We start from the raw sequence: 18,744 nt of genomic DNA, 5'->3' as shown, positions 1-18,744 counted from the left end.
GCTCCTGCCGGTGGGCGGATTTAACCCTTGGACGTCACGTCTGCCAACAACTCTATTCGGCCGCCAGGGGCAGTTGCGGCTGGTCGTCGTTTTCCGCCAGTTTCGGCTCGGCGGCCGGCTCCGCGTCCTCGACCTTCTTGCGCTCCCTGCCGAAGCACAAGGCATACCCTGCCGGAAGGACGAGGATGGTGAGCACGGTGGCGACGAGAATGCCGCCCATCATGGCATAGGCGAGCGGACCCCAGAAGACGCCGCGCGAAATCGGGATCAGCGCCAGGACTGCCGTCAGCGCCGTCAGCATGATCGGCCGGAAACGGCGGACTGCCGAGCCGATGATGGCCTCCGAGCGTTCCATGCCGGCTGCGATGTCCTGGTCGATCTGGTCGACCAGAATGATCGAGTTGCGCATGATGATGCCAAGCAGCGCGATGACGCCGAGAATGGCGACGAAACCGAACGGTGCGCCACTGATCAAAAGTGCCGCCGCTGCACCGATGATGCCGAGCGGACCGGTCGCCAGCACCAGCATCGCCTTGCCGAAGTGCTGCAGCTGGATCATCAGCAGCACGACGATGACGGCCAGCATGATTGGAGCTTTCGCTGCAATCGAGGCCTGGCTTTCGGCCGAATCCTCGGCGCCGCCCTGGATCTCGATGTTGTAGCCGGGTGCCAGGCCGTCGCGCAGGCCTTGCATCTCGCTGTACATCTTCATGACGACATCGTTCGACTGCACGCCGTCCGGCAGCGTGGCGCGCACGCTGATGGTCGGCAGGCGGTCGCGTCGCCATTCGACGCCTTGCTCCAGCACCGGGACGATCTTGGCGACCTGCGACAGCGGCACGAAGCCACCGAAATCCGTCGGGACAGAGATGGAGTCGACCGCCGACAGCAGGTGGCGGCTTGCCTCCGGCTCGCGAGCGACGATCGAAACCGTCTCCTCGCCATCGCGGAAATCATCGAGCGGCGCTCCCGACATGGTCGCCTGCAGCATCTGGCGGATGCGCTGCGAGGTGACGCCGAGCGCACGGGCGCGATCCTGGTCGATCACCAGCTTCATCTCCGGCACCGGTTCCAGCCAGTCGTCGTGGACGGCGCCGAGCAGCGGATTTGCCTGGAACTTCGCCTTCACCTCGTCGGCGATGCGGCGCACCTCCTGGCGATCCGGGCCCATGACGCGCATCTGCACCGGCCAGCCGGTGGGCGGCCCAAGGAACAGGCGGTCGACCTTGGCGCGGACCGACGGGAAATCCTCGGCCAGAATGGTGCGCAGCTTGACGATCAGCCGCTCGCGGGCCGGTTCGTCATTGGCCATCACCAGAAGCTGGGCGAAGTTCGGATTGCGAAGCTGCTGGTCGAGCGGCAGGAAGAAGCGCGGCGCGCCCTCGCCGATATAGGTGGCGATGAAGCGCTTGTCCTTGTCGTCCATCATCCTGGTTTCGAGCGCCTTGGCCTGCGTCTCGACTTCCTTGATGCTGGTACCTTCCGGCAGCCAGAGGTCGACAAGGATTTCCGGACGCGACGACTGCGGGAAGAAATTCTGCGGGATGAACTGGAACGCCCACAGCGAGGTGACGAAGGTCACCAGCGTTATGACCAGCACGATAATGCGGTGGCGCACGGACCAGCTGACGGTGGCGCGAAGCCGGCGATAAAAGCGCGTGTCGAAGACATCGTGATGGCTGCCGGCGTGTTTTCGCTGCTTGAGGATCATGTGACCGAGCCACGGCGTGAAGTAGACCGCCACGAACCAGGAGACGACCAGCGCGATGCCGACGACATAGAACAGCGTGCGCACGTATTCACCGGCCGTAGAGGCCGCGAAGCCGACCGGAATGAAGCCGGCTGTGGTGATCAGCGTGCCGGACAGCATCGGGAAGGCCGTCGAGGTGTAGGCGAAGCTCGCCGCCTCGATCTTGACCATTCCTTCCTCCAGCTTGCGTTCCATCATTTCGACGACGATCATCGCATCGTCGACGAGCAGGCCGAGCGCGATGATCAGCGCGCCAAGCGAAATGCGCTGCAGATCGATGCCGATCTCGTACATGATGGCGAAGGTGGCGGCCAGAACGAGAGGAATGGTGATCGCGATCACCAGGCCCGAACGCCAGCCGATCGTCAGGAACGAAACGACGAGCACGATCAGCAGCGCCTCGCCAAGCGCAGTCATGAACTCGCCCACCGCGTCCCGCACGACTTCCGGCTGGTCGGCGATCTGATCGACCGAAACGCCGTAAGGCAAGGCCTCTTCGAAGCGGTGGTAGGTCGCCTCGACCGCCTCGCCGACATCGGTGACGTTAAAACCCTTGGCCATGACGACGCCGACCTGGACGCTGTCGTGGCCGTTGAAGCGGTATTTGCGCTGATAGGGATCTTCGAGACCTGTGGTCACGGTTGCGATGTCGCCGAGGCGCGTCACCTGGTTGCCGGCGCGCAGGCGAAGTTCGCGGATGTCGGCCGCCTCCGTCACGCTGCCCTCGACCCAGATCCGCACCGAGCGCTGGCCGGTGTCGACCGAGCCTGCCGGATCGACATTGTTCTGGCCCTTGATCGCGTTCTGCAGATCGGTGAGCGTCAGGCCGCGCTCGGCAAGCACCTTGGACGAAACGTCGATATAGAGTTTTTCCGGCTGGTCGCCGATGATCACGGCCTTCTCGACGCCGGGCGTGGTCAGCAGCATGTCACGCGCCTGGATGGCCAATTTCTTCAGCTCGGGATAGCTGTAGCCATCGCCGCTGATCGAATGCAAGGTGATGAAAGTGTCGCCGAATTCGTCGTTGAAGTAGGGCCCAAGCAGCCCCTGGGGCAGCTCATTGGCGATATCGCCGACCTTCTTGCGTACCTGGTAAAAGGCATCCGCGACCTGCGTCGGATTGGTGTCGCCTTCCACCTGCAAGGTGATGATGGCGCTGCCGGCGCGCGTGTAGGAACGGACGAAATCGAGATGCGGCGTTTCCTGCAGCTTGCGCTCGATCTTGTTGACGACCTGGTCCTCCATCTCCTGGATCGAGGCACCGGGCCAGACCGCCTGGACGACCATGACGCGGAAGGTGAAATCCGGATCTTCCTTCTGGCCCATGCGCATCAGGCCGAGCGCACCGGCAACGATGATCAGGCCGAACAGGAACCGCGCAATGCTCGGGTGCCCGATCGCCCAGCGCGAAAGATTGAAGGGCCGTTTTTCATGGGGGTCGGTGGTGTCGGTGGTCATAGCGCCAGTCCATCTGTCTGATCGTCAGCGCACGCACATGGCATGCCCACGGAGCTTCTAATGCTGGCTTCCGGGCGGCGAGGCTTTCCGAGCGGAGAGACACTCATCGCGGTGGGGCGCTAGGATCGATGTCGGGGGGGCACATCGACCTGACGTCTCGACAATCGGGCACCTGCCGCCCGGAAACCGTTAACCGCTTGACCTCGCGGCTTGCGCCGATGCGAGGAAAAGCCGTTTTATGCCTGGCCGTCAGCGCACGCGCTTGACGGCGTCGCCATCGTCCGCTGACGCGGACTGTTGCACCGCATCGCCAGCCAGCTTGACCTTCAGATTTTCGGTCATGAATTGCGTGCCCGCCGCAACGACGACATCGCCGGGTTTCAATCCTTCGGCAACATGCACGCCGTCGGCGGTGAACTCGGCAACCTTGATCGGACGCGCATGGACGGTCTCGCCGTTGCGGTCCACGGTCCAGACGATCTGCTGGCCGTCCTTTTGCGCCAGCGCGCTCAACGGGATCGATACGCTTTGCAGGCTGTTGTTGGCGGCCGAAGCCTGGATATTCGCGGTCATGCCGAGAAGCACGCGCGGATCGTTGGGCAGGCTGACGCGAACGGCAAAGGTACGCGACTGCTGATCGGCGCTGCCGGCGACTTCACGGACCTTGCCGTCGAGCGTCAGCGCATCGTCGGACCAGAAGCTTGCCTTGACGTCCTTGCCCGGCTTGAACTGAGCGATATCCGTTTCCGGCACGGCGATCAGCACTTCCTTTTCGCCATCGACGGCAACGGTCACAACCGGCGTGCCGGAGCCGACCACCTGACCGACATCGGCGGTGACTGACGTGACGATGCCGTTCCTGTCCGCCTTAAGGTCGGTGTAGAGGACCTGGTTCTTCGCCTGGTCAAGCGATGAGCGGGCGGAATTGCGGGTGGCGACCGCCTGATCATAGCTGAGCGTCGCCTGTTCGAGCTGCGATTTCGAGGCGAACTTCTTGGCAAACAGCTGTTCGGCACGACGGTGGGCAAAGCCCGTTGTCTCGACCTGCCGCTCGGCGGCCTCGAGGCTGGCCTCGGCGCTGTTGACCGAAAGGTCGTAGTCGGCGGGATCGATGCGGGCCAGAACGTCGCCCGGCTTCACGCGCTGGCCGATGTCGACCAGGCGCTCGGTGATCTTGCCGTTGATGCGGAACCCGAGATTCATCTCGGTGCGGGCGCGCACCGATCCGGAGTAGGAGAGCTCACGGGTATCGTTCGCCTTGGCGATCTCGACCACCTTGACCGGCCGGACGATGTCCTCCTTGACTTCCACTTTTTCTTGCGAGCAACCGGCGAGCCCAAGCGCCGCGACGACGACCAGAGCCGGACCAATGGCCGGCAGCCTGTTCATGATGGATTTGGACAAAGACACTTGCGTACTCCCGAACTGGAGATGGATTGTCGCCGCCCGGCGGACGCCGGTCATTTCTTCAAAGCCCTGATGGCAAACTCGATAAGCTCGTCCGGCATCGCCCGGTTGTTCTTGGCAAGGCACTGGGCGACCATCTGCGGATGACAGAGGCTGATGATAGCGGCGCCGAAACACCGCGAAGCGACTTCCGGGTCCTGGTCGGCAAACTCGCCGGCCGCGATTCCCTCGCGGATCACCTCCTCGACCAAGCCGCGGATCCTGTCGATATGCTTCTCGATGACATGCCAATCGCGTTCGATGGCGACGACGACCATTTCGTGCACCTTCTCCTGGTCGAGCATGGTGTCGCGGGTCCACTGATAATGCGTTTGCACGTAGCGGCGAAGCCTTTCGCTGGCCGTTCCGGGACTATGGCAGGCGTCGTAGGTCAGTTGGTAGCAGGTAGCGAGCATACGGCCGCAAACGGCCTGGTGGATCTCAACCTTGGAGGCGAAGAAACGGTAGATGTTGGCCGTGGACATGCCGAGTTCACGCGCTATGTCGGCGACATTGGTCTTGCCGTAGCCGTAGTGGCGGAACAGTCGCTCTGCGCAATCGAGAATGCGCGCGACATTCTCCTGCCGGACCAGGTCTGCCGTCGTGTCGAGGGTGTCATGCATCATGTTTCATTAGCTCATTACGAGTGACGAATTTAGAATTTCGTCACTCGTAATTCGAAATCGCCCGCTTGTCAACAGCCGATGTTACCTGTCCGGGCGACCGGTGACATCTGTTGATACAACCTGGGCGTGAATAGCGTTAACGAAGCCTGCTGCGGGCCGTGCACAGGCACCCCGCCGGCCCTCCAAGACCATCTGGGGCACTCTGCGGCTTAGGTGATCGGCGCCTTATTTATTCGAGACGTACTCCGCAGCGCGCAGCAATGCGTTATCATCCAGGCTGTGGAGGAGATATGGAATGACCGTCCTGCGCATCGTCCCGAATATCGCAACAGACAGCATTCCGGATGTTCGGAAGTTCTATACCGACTTGTTCGGGCTCGACGCCGTCATGGATCACGGTTGGCTCGTCACGCTGGCGTCCAGCGAAACCACCGTCCCCCAGATCAGCATCGCCAGCGAGGGCTGCTCAGGCACCCCGGTCCCAGATCTGTCGATCGAGGTCGACAATGTCGACGCGGTTTATCTTCGCGCAAACGAGATCGGTTGCAGAGTGGTCTATGATTTGACCGACGAACCGTGGGGCGTAAGACGCTTCTTCATTGCCGACCCGACCGGCAAGCTGGTCAACGTGCTCTCGCATCTTCGGTAGTCGCTGCGCGCCGTAGCCGCTGGTGAAGCGAACCCTGCCCGGATTTGTGCTCCGGCATGCGGCGGCCAAGATCGTTGGTGACGCCGATATAGATCATGCCGCGCTTCAGGCTTGCGGTCATATAGGCATAGCCGGCCATGGTTGTTGCTGATGCAAGCGCCGTTCTGGGCCGCTGCATTCTTCGGCTGATGTGACGGCATGGATCCTAGGGTCTGCGCCGCGTCGCTTCGCTCCTTGCTCCGCCCTAGGATGACGAAGTGAAGCGATGTATCAGCTAATCCTAGAGGTTTGCGATTTGCCACTGAGATTTGCCGCTGAAAGGGGGGCCTGACCTACCTACCCCTTGGCCATCTCCCTCAGCCGGAACTTCTGGATCTTGCCGGTTGAGGTCTTCGGGATTTCGGCGAAGATCACTGCTTTCGGCATTTTGAAGCGGGCGAGCAGCGCGCGGCAGTGATCGATGATCTCGGCCTCGGTCGCCGTCCTGCCCGGCTTCAGCTCGACATAGGCGACCGGCACCTCGCCCCATTTGTCGTCGGGCCTAGCGACGACGCCGCAGGAGGCGACGGCGCCGTGCTTATAGAGCGCCTCCTCGACTTCGATCGAGGAGATGTTCTCGCCGCCGGAAATGATGATGTCCTTGGAGCGGTCCTTGAGCTGGATGTAGCCGTCGGCATGCATGACGCCGAGGTCGCCCGAGTGGAACCAGCCGCCGGCGAAGGCGTCGTCGCTCGCCTTGCGGTTCTTCAGATAGCCCTTCATGACGATGTTGCCGCGGAACATGACCTCGCCGATCGTCTCGCCGTCGGCCGGCGTCTCCTCCATCGTCTTGGGGTCCATCACTGTCAGATCTTCGAGCGCGGCATAGCGCACGCCTTGCCTGGCCTTCCTGGCCGCCCTGAGGCCCTTCTCGAGCCCATCCCAATCGCCATGCCATTCGTTGACGACGGCCGGGCCATAGGTCTCGGTCAGGCCATAGAGGTGGGTGACCGCAAAACCCGCGTCGGCCATGCCCGACAGCACGGCTTCCGGCGGCGGTGCCGCGGCGGTGCTGAAGGTGACCGTCTGCGGAAATTGCCGCTTGTCCTCGTCGCTGGCGTTGATCAGCACCGACATCACCACCGGCGCGCCGCACAGATGGGTGACGCCGTGATCGGCGATGGCGTCGTAGATCGGCTTCGGTCGCACCCAGCGCAGGCAGACATGGGTGCCGGCCTGCACGGCCAGCGTCCATGGAAAGCACCAGCCATTGCAGTGGAACATCGGCAGCGTCCACAGATAGACCGCGTGCTTGCTCATCCCGGCATGAATGGTGTTGGCGTAGGCCATCAGCGCCGCACCGCGATGGTGATAAACGACGCCCTTCGGATTGCCTGTCGTGCCGGAGGTGTAGTTGAGCGAGATCGCGTCCCATTCGTCGTCGGGCATCGACCAGGCGAAATCCTCGTCGCCGCCCGCGACGAAGTCCTCGTAGTCGAGCGTGCCGATCCGCTCGCCCTTGGGATAAGGGGCATCAGTGGCGTATTCGGGATCGTCATAGTCGATGACCAGCGGTTTTACCCTGGCCAGCGCCAGCGCCTCGCTGACGACATTTGCGAACTCGCGATCGACGACCAGCACCTTGGTTTCGGCATGGTCGAGTTGGAATGCGATGACGGCGGCATCGAGGCGGGTGTTAAGCGAATGCAGCACCGCCGTGGTCATCGGCACGCCGAAATGCGCTTCCAGCATCGGCGGCGTGTTGGACAACATGACGGTGACGGTGTCGCCCTTGCCGATGCCGCGCCTGGAGAGCGCCGAAGCAAGCTTCAGCGACCGCCGCCAGAAATCACGATAGGTCGTGCGCTGGCGACCATGGATGATGGCGACATGGTCGGGAAAGGTCTTTGCCGCCCGCTCGAGATAGCTAAGCGGCGTTAGCGGCTGGTGGTTGGCTGGATTCCGGTCGAGATCCTGTTCGTAGGGATTGCCCATCCCGTCCTCCCCTGGCGCATGCCCCGAAAATCGGAACCGATTTTCGGGGCATGCGCAAGATCAAAGTGTAACAGCGTCCTCTGCGCGTCCGGAAGGACGCGCGGCACTGTAATGTCTGATTGTGACCTTCTACTCACAGGCTTCCGGCCCGTCACCACCAACGATGCCACGATAGGCGCATTTGGCACGATGATGATCTAGATAAAGCAAGCGAAAGGGCATCGTTTACCCTAGCTCGGTTTGACTTTTGTCGACAGCCGTGAATAATGTCAGCGAGGAGATGGCATGGCGATCCGACCGGCAGAACAGCTTATCCACAAGGCCGCCTGGCTCTACTATGCCCATGGCCTGCGCCAGGACCAGGTAGCCAGCCAGCTCAAGATTTCCCGGGCCTCGGTCGCCATGTATCTGCGCAAGGCGCGCGAGACCGGCATCGTCAACATCTCGACCTCGACCCAGCTTTTCACCGACGACGTCATGGCGCGCAAGCTCGAAGACGCATTGAGGCTCGATGCCGTCTGGATCGCGCCGGAAAACGGCCATGTCGCCGATCCGTCGACCGACATCGCGGTGCTGGCGGCCAGCGTCTTTCTCGAGCTGATCAAGAAGGGCGATCGCATCGGCGTCGCCTGGGGACGGACCATCTATACGATCGCCGACGTCATGTCCTATGCCGATCTGCAGGATGTCACGGTGGTGCAGCTCTGCGGAAATCTCGGAGCTCCATATTCCTACCGGCCCGACCAATGCACCATGGAAATCGCCCGCCGGCTCAATGCCAAGGGACTCAATTTCTATGCGCCGCTGGTGCTGACGACAGAGGAACTGGCGCGCGGCCTGCGCGCCGAGCCGGTGATCCGCGAGCAGTTGTCGGGCATCAGTGCCTGCAATCTGGCGCTTTACTCAGTCGGCACCGTCGACGCCGACAGCCATGTCGTCAAATGCGGCGCGCTGACTGCCAGCGAAATGGAGGTGCTGCGTCGTGCCGGGGCTGCCGGCGTCATCGCCGGTCAGATCATCGACGCGCAAGGCAAGGCGCTCGACTGCAGCTACAACCGGCGGATCATTTCGGCGGAGCTGTCATCGCTGCGCAAGATTGAAAAGCGTCTCGTGGTGGTGCAGGAGGACAGCAAGTTCGGGCCGCTGGTGGCGGCGATCGCGGGTGGGCTATGCACGCATCTGGTGGTCGGCGCCCGGATGGCGCGACGGCTTCTCGATCACGCCGGACCGGCAGCAGAAAAGGTCGCCTAGAGAACACAAGCCGCCGCGGAGGCATTGTCATCAAGGCGTCGCGGCATTCCTGTTCACAAACGAAGAGAAATCGGACGAAGCGAACATGAAGAACCTGTGGAATGACGGCGACGCAGAAAAGCTGGTTGCCGACTATGCAATGAAGGGTGTTGCCCGCGATCTGGCGCTGCGCGTCTACACGACCAGGCTTCTGGGCGGCGAACCGCGGCTTGTCCTGCATGGCGGCGGCAACACATCGTGCAAGACAAAGGCTACCGACCTCGTCGGCGACGAATGGGACGTGCTCTGCGTCAAGGGCAGCGGCTGGGACATGGGCGTCATCGAGCCGCAGGGCCTGCCGGCGGTCAAGCTCGGCGCGCTGCTCAAGGCGCGGTCGCTCAAAAAACTTTCCGACGAAGACATGGTGGCGCTGCAGCGGGTGAACCTGATCGATCCGTCTTCGCCCAACCCTTCGGTCGAGACGCTGCTGCACGCCTTCCTGCCGCATAAATTCGTCGACCATACGCACTCGACCGCCATCCTGGCCATCGTCGACCAGGACGACAGCGAGGCGCTGAGCAAGAAGGTGTTCGGCAACAGGATGGGGTTCGTGCCCTACATCATGCCGGGCTTCGACCTGGCGAAGGCGGCTGCCGATGTCTTCGACGCCGACCCGACGGTCGAAGGCCTGATCCTCGACAAGCATGGTATTTTCACCTTCGGCGACGATGCCAAGCAGGCCTACGACCGGATGATCCATTATGTGAACGTCGCCGAGGATTTCATCGCCAGCCACGGCAAGCCACGCACCGAGAAAGCCGCCTTGCCGGCCAGGCTGGCGAAGCCTGCGGAGATTGCGCCGATGCTGCGCGGCGCAGTGGCGGTAGCGCGCGGCGAAGGCCGCTTCGATCGCATGATCAGCGATTTCCGCACTTCGGACGCGATCGTCGATTTCATCAATTCGGCAAAAATTGCCGACTATGCCGGGCGTGGCGTGTCGACACCCGACCTGTCGATCCGCATCAAGACCGGGCCGATGGCGCTGCCGGCGCCCGATGCGGACAAGATCGGCGACTACAAATCCGTCATCCGCCAACATGTCGAAGAATTCGCCAGGGATTATCGCGCCTACTTCGAAACCAACGACGCGCTCGACGATGCGAAGCGCACGATGCTTGACCAGATGCCGCGGCTGACGCTGGTACCGGGGCTCGGCATGTTCGGCCATGGCCGCACGCTGAAGGACGCGAAGATTGCCTCCGACGTCGGTGAGATGTGGATCGAGGCGGTGCGCGGCGCCGAAGCGGTCGGCGATTTCCATCCACTGTCCAAAGCCGACCTGTTCCCGCTCGAATACTGGTCGCTGGAACAGGCCAAGCTCGCCTCCAACAAGCCGAAGCCGCTGACCGGCCAGGTTGTGCTGGTCACCGGCGGCGCTGGTGCGATCGGTGCCGCCACGGCAAAACTGTTCGCCGACAACGGCGCTCATGCGGTCGTCGTCGATCTCGACGCGGCGAGGGCGGCGGAAGCGGCAAAAAAGGCCGGCAACGGTTCGATCGGTGTCGGCGCCGACATCACCGATCCGGCGCAGATGCGCGCTGCCTTCGACAAGGCCGTCGCCGTCTACGGTGGCCTCGACATCCTCGTGTCGAATGCCGGTGCGGCCTGGGAAGGCAGGATCGGCGAACTCGACGACGCCACTTTGCGCAAGAGCTTCGAACTCAATTTCTTCGCCCACCAGTCGGCGGCGCAGAATGCGGTGCGCATCATGCTCGAACAGGGCACCGGCGGCGTGCTTCTGTTCAACACCTCGAAGCAGGCGATCAATCCGGGTCCGAAGTTCGGCGCCTATGGCATGCCGAAGGCGGCGACGCTGTTCCTGTCCAGGCAATATGCTGTCGACTACGGCGCCCATGGCATCCGCTCGAACGCCGTCAACGCCGACCGCATCCGTTCGGGTCTGCTGACCGACGCGATGATCGCCAGCCGTTCGAGCGCCCGCGGCGTGTCGGAAAAGGAATATATGGCGGGCAATCTGCTTGGCCAGGAGGTGACGGCCGAAGACGTCGCCCAGGCCTTCCTGCATCAGGCGCTGGCAGAGCGCACCACCGCCAATGTGACGACGGTGGATGGCGGCAACATCGCGGCAGCGTTGCGGTAGGCCCAAGAACAGTCCAGACGCAGAAAGAGCGGCCCGAAAGCCCCTCTTTCTTTTGCCTGCGAAAAAGAGCTACTTCGCGTTCGGGTTCGGCATCCAGGCCGGCATCGCGACATCGGCGTGGGCGAACTGCGGCAGCTTGGCCGAGAGGTCTTCCATGTTCTTGATGTCCTTGTCGAGCAGGTCCTTCTGGGTGATCAGCGTCGGCGGCACGATGACGTTGTGGCCGGGGTCCTCGCCGGCCAAAAGCTGCGCCAGCGCGCGCACCGAAACCTGGCCGACGACGGCCGGATTGGTTGCGGCCGTCGCCGCCCAGGCGCTGTCGGGCTCGCGCATCGCGGCGATGTCGGATGTCGAGATGTCGGCCGAATAGATCTTGATGTCCTGGGACAGGCCGGCTTCGTCGACGGCGATCTTCACACCCTTGGCGAATTCATCATAGGGCGCGAACATGACCTTGATGTCGGGGTTGGCCGACAACACCGAGCGGGCCTGGTTGGCGACGGAATTGGCGATCGGATTGTCGAGCGTGCCGAACATCGCCGCCTCGTTGATGCCCGGATATTTCTTCTTGAACTCGACCCAGGTCTCGTTGCGGCGGTCGAGCGGCGCAATGCCGGCGACATAGACATAGCCGGCCTTCCAGCTCTCGCCATTGTCCTTGATTGCCTGCTCGAGCGCGAGGCGTGCAAGGTCCCGGTCGGACTGCTCGATCTGCGGTATCTTGGGGTTTTCGACGTTGACGTCGAAGGCGACGACCTTGATGCCGGCGTCGACCGCGCGCTGGGCGGCTTCCTTCATCGATTCCGTCAAGCCGTGCTGGATGATGATGCCCTGAACGCCGAGCGCGATGGCCTGGTCGACCATGTCCGCCTGGAGGGCGGCATCCTGACGGCTGTCGAGGACGCGCAGATCGACGCCAAGCGCCTTGGCCTGCGCTTCGACACCGGAAAGATAGGCCTGGAAGAAGTCACCAGTCGAGAGATAGCGTACCAGCGCGATCTTGACGGCGCCGGGCTTGTCGAACGGCGCCGGCCTGTCCTGCGCCATTGCCGGTAGCTGCATCAGCAGCGCAGCACCTGCAAGCCCGAGTGCTGCCTTCGCCAAAAGTCTTCTTGTGATCTTCATGGTGTCTCCTCCACTTGTTGAACTCAGATTTGAGGCGGTCGAAAATCCTATCCGTCGAAATCCTACCTGTTGCCCCTGCCGGACAGGGCGAAGGTGAAGACCAGGGCAACCACGAGAACCACGCCCTTGATGAAATCCTGCGTGTAGTAGGGCGCGTTCATCATCGTCAGGCCCTGCAGCAGCACGCCGACAAACACCGCGCCGACAGCCGTGCCGAAGGCGTTCGGCTTGGCGGCGCCAAGAACCGCGTAGCCGATGAGCGCCGCCGCGACAGCGTCGAGCAGGAGATTATTACCCGAGGCGATGTCGCCGCGTCCAAGCCGGGCAGCGAGCAAAATGCCACCGATCGAGGCAAAAACCCCTGAAATAACGTAGGCCCAGATTTTGTATGCCTTGACAGGCGCGCCGGCGAGCTCGGCAGCCCGTTGGTTGCTGCCGACCGCATACATCATGCGGCCGAAACGGGTGTATTCAAGAAAGAACCAGATCAGCACCGCAAGCACGAGCAGGACGACGACCGAAACCGGGATGAGGTTGGGGATGAAGAAATCGAAGCGGTGGCGGCCGAGCGCCAGGAAGGCGGCGCCGAATGTGCCGTTGGCGACCGAGCCATCGGGCATCGTCATGCCGGTGGCGATCGAGCGGCCCTCGGTCGGGATGCGCTGCAAGCCGACGAGCAGGAACATCATGCCGAGCGTCGCCAGGAGATCCGGCACGCGCGTATAGACGATCAGCCAGCCATTGATGAGCCCGACGATGGCGCCGATCAGGAGACAGGCGACGACCGCGACGACGGCGTTCTGCTCCAGCACCACCATGACATAGGCGGCTGCCATCATGGCGCTGGTGGCGACCGAGCCAATCGACAGGTCGAAGCCGCCGACGACCAGGGTCGCGGTGACGCCGAGCGCCAGCACGCCGGTGATGGCGACGGACTGAAAGATGAAGACCGCGCTCTGCGGCGAGACGAAGCCATCGGCGGCGATGGCGAAATAGGCGATCAACCCGAACAGCAGAACGATGAAGCCATAGCGAATGGCATGGTCGCGCGCGGCTGCCATCCTTTCCCAACCCGAACTCATGCCCTCTCCGTTCCACGTCCCATTATCTGCCCGCCTCACGCTGCGCTGTGCAACGGCCCGCCCGCCACTTCGGCCAGCAGGCGCTCGAGGTCGATATCGGCATTGCGATGTTCGCCGACGATTGTCTGCTCCGACATCACCAGGATGCGGTCAGCGGTCTCCAGTGCCTCATCGAGCTCGGTGACGAACAGCAGCGTCGCACGGCCGTTGGCGCTCGCCCGCAGCTTGGCGGCGATATCGCGCCTGGCTGAAATGTCGACGCCCTGAAAAGGCTCGTCTAGGATGAACAATTTTGCCGCCTGCGACATCCAGCGGGCGACCATCACCTTCTGCTGATTGCCGCCGGAAAGTGCCGACATTTCGTCCTTCTCCGAGCGGCAGACGATGCCCAATTCCTGGATTTGCTGACGGGCGGTGGCGCGCTCGATGCGGCGCTTGAGGACGCTCAGACGCGACATCCGTTTGTGGAATGGCAGGCTGATATTTTCCTGGATGTTAAAGTCGCCGACGATCCCGTTTTCGCTCCGGTCCTTGGCGACGAGAAACACGCCGGCGGCGATCGCCTCGCCTGTCGACCCCGGTGCATAGGGTTTTCCGTTCAGCACCATGGTGCCGGTGAGCGGCTTGCGGACGCCAAACAGCGTCTCGGCGAGCGCGGTCTTGCCGACGCCGACGAGGCCGGTGATGGCGACCACTTCGCCGTCGCCGAGCGTCAGCGAGATCGGCCTGGAACCTTCGGCAATGCGCAACCCGTCGATCGTCAGGACAGGCCTGGCCGAATTCCTGGCGACGATCCGATCGAGGTGGATCTTGCGGCCGAGCATGGCGTTGACCGCGCCTTCATAATCGAGCGGCTTCCTGTCGAAAACGCCTGAGACGACGCCGTCCCGCATCGAGACGATCCGGTCGGCAAGCCGCCTGATGTCCGACATGCGGTGCGAGATATAGAGGATGGCGACGCCCTGCTCGCGCAGCCTGTCGAGCAGCGCGAACAGCCGGTCGGCCTCGGCGCTGGACAGAGAGGAGGTCGGCTCATCAAGGATCAGCACTTTCGGCCGATGCGCCATGGCGCGGGCAATCGCCACCATCTGGCGATCGGCCAGCGAGAGATCGCGGATCCGGGCTTTCAGATCGATCATCAGCCCCATGCGGTCGGCAACCGCCTTTGCCTCGCGGCGCACCCGGCCTGGATTGAACAGGATCGGCGCGCCGCTGCCGCTCAGCCTGTCGAGCGTCAAATTGGTGGCGACGTCGAGGTCGGCGACGACACCGTCATTGATGTTTTGATGAACCGTGACGACGCCGGCGCGGATCGCCCCCGCCGGCGTTTTCGGCGCGAAGTTTTGGCCGGCAAGGCTCATCGTGCCGCCGCCGCGCTCGTAGACGCCGCTGATGATCTTGACCAGGGTGGATTTGCCGGCGCCGTTGGCGCCCATCAGCACGGCGACTTCACCGGCATGCAAATCGAGCGAGACGCCGCCAAGCACCTCGATAGGGCCGAAGGATTTCCTCAGGCAGTCGACGCGGAACACGGCATCATTGCCCATTCGTTCCTCCCTGGCGACGACGCTATGGGCTGTTCCGGCAATTGTCAACACGATTGACAATTGCCAGAGGGCTTCCTAGCTTGGACCAACCGCCTTGGCTCCACTATGATGGGAGGCACATCAGCGGGAGGGTGAGGATGACTGGGAAATTGCCGTTCGAAGCACTGTCGGTCGACACCCTGGCAGCACGCCTCGGCGCCAACGAGGCGTTGTGCTCGCATATCGGCAAGGACACAAGCCGCTGGAAGGTTCGCGAGGTCGGCGACGGCAATCTGAACCTGGTGTTCATCGTCGAAGGTGCGCAGGGAGCGGCCGTCGTCAAGCAGGCCCTGCCCTACGTCCGCCTGGTCGGCGACAGCTGGCCGCTGCCGTTGAAACGCTCCTTCTTCGAATATCACGCCCTGACGCGGCAAGACGCGAGAGCGCCCGGCTCGGTGCCGGCGATCCATCACTTCGACGAAAACCAGGCGCTGATCATCATGGAGTATCTGTCGCCGCACATCATCCTGCGGCGGGCGCTGATCGAGGGCCGGCAACTGCCCAACATCGCCAGGGACATCGGCCTGTTCATGGCCCGCACCCTGTTTCGCGGCTCCGACCTGCATATGGCGACCAAGGATCGCAAGGCCGATCTGGCACTGTTCGCCGACAACGTCGAGCTTTGCGACATTACCGAGAACCTGGTGTTCTCGGACCCATATTTCGACGCCAGGATGAACCGGCATACAAGCCCGCAACTCGACAGCATCGTCGCAGAATTGCGCGCCGACCGCGACCTCAAGGTCGAGGCGCAGCGGCTGAAGCACATCTTTGCCGCCAATGCAGAGACGCTGCTGCACGGCGACCTGCATTCCGGCTCGATCATGGTCACCGAGACAGAAACGCGGATGATCGATCCCGAATTCGCCTTCTACGGCCCGATCGCCTTCGACGTAGGCATGCTGCTCGCCAATTTCTGGATGGCGTTTTTCTCGCAGCGCGGCCACGAGCAGAACGGAAAGCGCGACGCCATGCGCGCCTATCTGATCGGCGTGACGGTCGAGACATGGTCGGTGTTCCGCAGCGAGTTCTCGCATCTGTGGCGAACCGAGCGCACCGGCATGCTCTACCAGAAAAGCCTGTTCGAGGATCAGGGCGACAGGCTCGGCGCCGAACAGGCGCTCGACCACATGCTGCACCAGATCTGGACCGACATGCTGGGCTTTGCCGGCGTCGAGGTGCACCGGCGCATACTTGGCCTCGCCCACAATGCCGATTTCGAAACCATTGCCGACGCCGATCTGCGCGCCACATGTGAGGCGAAGGCGCTGAAATTCGGCCGTCACATCGCCGTCAACCGGCGCCAGATCCACAGCATCGACGAGGTAAACAATTTGGCCGCGCTGATCGAACGGGAGAACAGAATTTGAACGTCGGCGACCGCCACTACCGCACCATCTGGCTGAGCGACGACGGGCGTTCGGTGGAGATCATCGATCAGCGCTGGCTGCCGCATGATTTCCGCGTCGAAAAGGTCGGCACCGTTGCCGGCATCGCGACGGCGATCCGCGACATGTGGGTGCGCGGCGCGCCGCTGATCGGCGTCACCGCGGCCTATGGCGTCGCGATGCAGATGGCCGACGACCCTTCCGATGCGGCACTTGACGGCGTCTGGGAGGCTTTGCACGAAACCCGCCCGACGGCGATCAATCTGCGCTGGGCGCTCGATGAGATGCGCAATTTCCTGCGGCCGCTTCCATCTGGACGGCGCGCCGAGGCTGCTTACCGGCGCGCCGGCGAAATCGCCGACGAGGATGTCGGCCTCAACCGCGCCATCGGCGTCAACGGGCTCGAAATCATCAGGGAAATCGCGGCGCGCAAAAAACCGGGCGAGCCGGTCAACATCCTGACCCACTGCAACGCCGGCTGGCTGGCCACCGTCGACTACGGCACCGCCACGGCGCCGATCTATCTTGCAACGGAAGCCGGCATTCCCGTTCATGTCTATGTCGACGAAACCCGCCCGCGCAACCAGGGCGCCCAGCTGACCGCATGGGAGATGGCCGGCCACGGCGTGCCGCATACGCTGATCGTCGACAATGCCGGCGGCCATCTGATGCAGCGCGGCCAGGTCGACATGGTCATCGTCGGCACCGACCGCACCACCGCCGACGGCGATGTCTGCAACAAGATCGGAACCTATTTGAAGGCGCTGGCCGCGGCCGACAACGACGTGCCGTTCTATGTCGCGCTGCCGTCGCCGACCATCGACTGGACGGTGGGTGACGGGCTGGCCGAAATCCCGATCGAACAGCGCTCCGGCGACGAGGTCTCGCTGGTCTGGGGCAAGAGCGCGAATGGCGAGATTGCGCAGGTCCGCATCTCGCCGGAGACGACGCCCACGGCAAATCCGGCCTTCGACGTGACGCCGGCGCGGCTGGTCACCGGATTGATCACCGAACGCGGCGTCGCCAAGGCGTCGCGCGACGGCCTGAAGGCGATGTTTCCCGGAAGGGGATGATCCGGCTTCCAAGATTACTGCTGAAACGTTGGCAGCGGACCCTGGACATCAAGACTGCCGGCCCGCCGGCCCCCTGAAAAGACCCGGCCTCGCGGGCGATGCAAAAGATCTGTGTCTACAAGACCTCTGGCACTGCGATATCGATCCACCGCATGAATCCGGCAAGGCCGCCACCACCTGGCGCAGCCAACGGCGGGGCTGAGGAATTGGCTCTTGCGAACGCGTTCGTCCCAAATCGGATTGCCAATCAATGGTAGTGTGATTATACCAGCTACTAAGCTGACGATTGGAGATCAGGAGTATGGCAAAATGACAACGATTGCGCTGTTTGGCGCCGGCGGCAAAATGGGTTACCGCCTGTCGACCAATTTTCGCGGCTCTCCCTACAGCATACGCCATGTCGAGGTCAGCGACGCCGGCCGCGAGCGGCTGAAGACCGGGCTGGGCATCGACGCGGTCAGCGCCGATGAAGCGCTGAACGGCGCCGAGGTGGTGATCCTGGCGGTTCCCGACACCCATATCGGCAAGGTCGCGGCCAGCATCGAGGGCAAGCTTCCGTCCGGCACCATGGTGGTCGTGCTCGACGCCGCAGCGCCTTTCGCCGGCCATCTGCCGAAGCGGCCGGACCTGACCTATTTCGTCACCCATCCCTGCCATCCGCCGATCTTCAACGACGAGACTGACATGGCGGCCAAGAAGGACTATTTCGGCGGCGTCAAGGCCAAGCAGCATATGGTCAGCGCGCTGATGCAGGGACCGGAGGAGGATTTCGCCAAGGGCGAAGCGATCGCCAAGATCATCTGGGCTCCGGTGATGCGGTCGCATCGCGTCACGGTCGACCAGATGGCGCTGCTTGAGCCGGGCCTTTCGGAGACCGTCTGCGCCTCGCTGCTGGTCGTCATGAAGGAAGCCGTCGACGAGGTCGTGGCGCGCGGGGTCGACCAGCAGGCCGCGCTCGACTTCCTGCTTGGCCACATGAATGTGCTCGGCGCCGTCATCTTCGGCGAGACCAAGGGCGCGTTCTCCGACGCCTGCAACAAGGCCATCGAGTTCGGCAAGCCGGTGCTGATGCGCGAAGACTGGAAGCGGGTCTTCGAGCCGGAAGAGATTGCGGCGAGCATCCAGCGCATCACCTGAGGCGGAAGCCGCCGAAAATCATGAATAATATTGAGCCGGTTTATAATGCGACAGGCGCG

At 63.0% G+C, this 18,744-nt stretch carries 14 protein-coding genes; 6 read left to right on the top strand and 8 right to left on the bottom strand.

The window, feature by feature from the left end; genetic code table 11:
• Nucleotides 1–52: 52 nt before the first annotated feature.
• From NMG80_RS14795 to NMG80_RS14785, 3 genes are all read right to left on the bottom strand, one after another.
• Nucleotides 53–3,208 (bottom strand): efflux RND transporter permease subunit, encoded by a 3,156-nt coding sequence (locus NMG80_RS14795; RefSeq protein ID WP_254018772.1) that lies wholly within the window; start codon nucleotides 3,206–3,208, stop codon nucleotides 53–55.
• Nucleotides 3,209–3,457: 249 nt separating this feature from the next.
• A complete protein-coding gene (locus NMG80_RS14790; protein WP_436798620.1) occupies nucleotides 3,458–4,597 on the bottom strand; it encodes an efflux RND transporter periplasmic adaptor subunit in 1,140 nt (379 codons plus the stop codon).
• Nucleotides 4,598–4,668: 71 nt separating this feature from the next.
• Nucleotides 4,669–5,277, bottom strand: coding sequence for a TetR/AcrR family transcriptional regulator (locus NMG80_RS14785; protein WP_254018927.1), 609 nt, complete (start codon nucleotides 5,275–5,277; stop codon nucleotides 4,669–4,671).
• Between the two features lie 298 nt (nucleotides 5,278–5,575).
• Between NMG80_RS14785 and NMG80_RS14780 the strand changes: the two genes are divergently transcribed.
• A complete protein-coding gene (locus tag NMG80_RS14780) occupies nucleotides 5,576–5,929 on the top strand; it encodes a VOC family protein (protein WP_254018770.1) in 354 nt (117 codons plus the stop codon).
• Here the strand turns inward: NMG80_RS14780 and NMG80_RS14775 are convergent.
• Both NMG80_RS14775 and NMG80_RS14770 read right to left on the bottom strand, forming a co-directional pair.
• Nucleotides 5,904–6,107: a GIY-YIG nuclease family protein gene (locus NMG80_RS14775; protein ID WP_254018769.1), complete on the bottom strand. Its 204-nt coding sequence runs from the start codon at nucleotides 6,105–6,107 to the stop codon at nucleotides 5,904–5,906. The genes NMG80_RS14780 and NMG80_RS14775 overlap by 26 nt on opposite strands.
• Before the next feature lie 158 nt (nucleotides 6,108–6,265).
• Nucleotides 6,266–7,903: an acyl-CoA synthetase gene (locus NMG80_RS14770; RefSeq protein ID WP_254018768.1), complete on the bottom strand. Its 1,638-nt coding sequence runs from the start codon at nucleotides 7,901–7,903 to the stop codon at nucleotides 6,266–6,268.
• 285 nt (nucleotides 7,904–8,188) lie between these two features.
• Between NMG80_RS14770 and NMG80_RS14765 the strand changes: the two genes are divergently transcribed.
• Nucleotides 8,189–9,154 carry a sugar-binding transcriptional regulator gene (locus tag NMG80_RS14765; RefSeq protein WP_254018767.1) on the top strand — a complete coding sequence of 322 codons (966 nt, stop codon included), beginning with the start codon at nucleotides 8,189–8,191 and terminating at the stop codon, nucleotides 9,152–9,154.
• Between the two features lie 85 nt (nucleotides 9,155–9,239).
• Nucleotides 9,240–11,294, top strand: a complete 2,055-nt coding sequence (locus tag NMG80_RS14760) for a bifunctional aldolase/short-chain dehydrogenase (protein ID WP_254018766.1) — start codon at nucleotides 9,240–9,242, stop codon at nucleotides 11,292–11,294.
• 69 nt (nucleotides 11,295–11,363) lie between these two features.
• Here NMG80_RS14760 and NMG80_RS14755 read toward each other — a convergent pair whose 3' ends face one another.
• From NMG80_RS14755 to NMG80_RS14745, 3 genes are all read right to left on the bottom strand, one after another.
• Nucleotides 11,364–12,419 (bottom strand): substrate-binding domain-containing protein, encoded by a 1,056-nt coding sequence (locus NMG80_RS14755; RefSeq protein ID WP_254018765.1) that lies wholly within the window; start codon nucleotides 12,417–12,419, stop codon nucleotides 11,364–11,366.
• Between the two features lie 62 nt (nucleotides 12,420–12,481).
• The gene (locus tag NMG80_RS14750; protein ID WP_254018764.1) at nucleotides 12,482–13,501 is read right to left on the bottom strand and encodes an ABC transporter permease; all 1,020 of its coding nucleotides are present in this window, start codon (nucleotides 13,499–13,501) and stop codon (nucleotides 12,482–12,484) included.
• A gap of 35 nt (nucleotides 13,502–13,536) precedes the next feature.
• Entirely contained in the window at nucleotides 13,537–15,048 is a 1,512-nt protein-coding gene (locus NMG80_RS14745) for a sugar ABC transporter ATP-binding protein (RefSeq protein ID WP_254018763.1), read from the bottom strand.
• Between the two features lie 137 nt (nucleotides 15,049–15,185).
• Here NMG80_RS14745 and mtnK point away from each other — a divergent pair, with 137 nt between their 5' ends.
• The 3 genes from mtnK to NMG80_RS14730 all read left to right on the top strand — a co-directional run bounded on the left by mtnK (nucleotide 15,186) and on the right by NMG80_RS14730 (nucleotide 18,685).
• The gene (gene mtnK / locus NMG80_RS14740) at nucleotides 15,186–16,457 is read left to right on the top strand and encodes an S-methyl-5-thioribose kinase (protein ID WP_254018762.1); all 1,272 of its coding nucleotides are present in this window, start codon (nucleotides 15,186–15,188) and stop codon (nucleotides 16,455–16,457) included.
• The gene (mtnA, locus tag NMG80_RS14735) at nucleotides 16,454–17,548 is read left to right on the top strand and encodes an S-methyl-5-thioribose-1-phosphate isomerase (protein ID WP_254018761.1); all 1,095 of its coding nucleotides are present in this window, start codon (nucleotides 16,454–16,456) and stop codon (nucleotides 17,546–17,548) included. The genes mtnK and mtnA overlap by 4 nt, the downstream gene beginning before the upstream one ends.
• Nucleotides 17,549–17,857: 309 nt before the next feature.
• Nucleotides 17,858–18,685: a phosphogluconate dehydrogenase C-terminal domain-containing protein gene (locus NMG80_RS14730; protein ID WP_254018760.1), complete on the top strand. Its 828-nt coding sequence runs from the start codon at nucleotides 17,858–17,860 to the stop codon at nucleotides 18,683–18,685.
• The last annotated feature ends 59 nt before the right edge of the window (nucleotides 18,686–18,744 follow it).

The organism is Mesorhizobium escarrei, assembly GCF_935825525.1.
Taxonomy (GTDB): Bacteria; Pseudomonadota; Alphaproteobacteria; order Rhizobiales; family Rhizobiaceae; genus Mesorhizobium; species Mesorhizobium escarrei.
This window is presented reverse-complemented; position numbering and strand designations above follow the sequence as displayed.